1 pseudogene is annotated in these 574 nt (G+C 62.7%); it reads left to right on the top strand.

Annotated features, from left to right (window positions below):
• Positions 1-248: 248 nt before the first annotated feature.
• A pseudogene (locus tag EOA28_RS37890) lies at positions 249-574 on the top strand (magnesium transporter); the annotation flags it as partial.

Consider the following 574-nt stretch of genomic DNA (forward strand, 5'->3'; position numbering starts at 1 on the left):
ATGTACGCGCTCGCTGATTTCCAACTACAGCGCCACGCGTCCTTCGGACGCGTAAAGGACGCTGTAGAAACTTAGAATTGCGCATGATCCTTTCCGAAATCGAACCCGATTTTCGGGGTCATGCGCTACCCCGCGAGCAGAAAGGTCAACCCGCCATGCCTGGCGACAGTCACAGTCGAACGCAACCGCCGTCCGCCCTGACGTGACCTGCACGGCTCACGTCCTGCCGGACGGCAAGGAGTGAGCCCATGAACGAATTCGCACCCGTATTGGACGACGAAGCCGTCGCCGTCGCCCGTGTTCTTGCCAACGATCACGTCGCCGACGTCGTCGAAGCCCTCAACCACGAGCCTCGCGAGACAGCCATCGAACTGCTCTGCGCTGTGCCGTTCGAGCGGCTGGTCGAGATTTTCGATCAGCCGGAACTCGAAAGCGCTCCGGAACTCGCGGAAGCACTGCCACGCGCCAAGGCGAGCAAGCTTTTGACCGCCATGTCGGTCGACCGCGCGGCCGACATTCTGCGCGAGCTGGATGAACCGGCCCGCTCGGAGTTGCTCGGCGCGCTTGCCCCGCC

Origin of the sequence: Mesorhizobium sp. M2A.F.Ca.ET.067.02.1.1 (genome assembly GCF_004023285.1) — a bacterium.
Classification (GTDB): domain Bacteria; phylum Pseudomonadota; class Alphaproteobacteria; order Rhizobiales; family Rhizobiaceae; genus Mesorhizobium.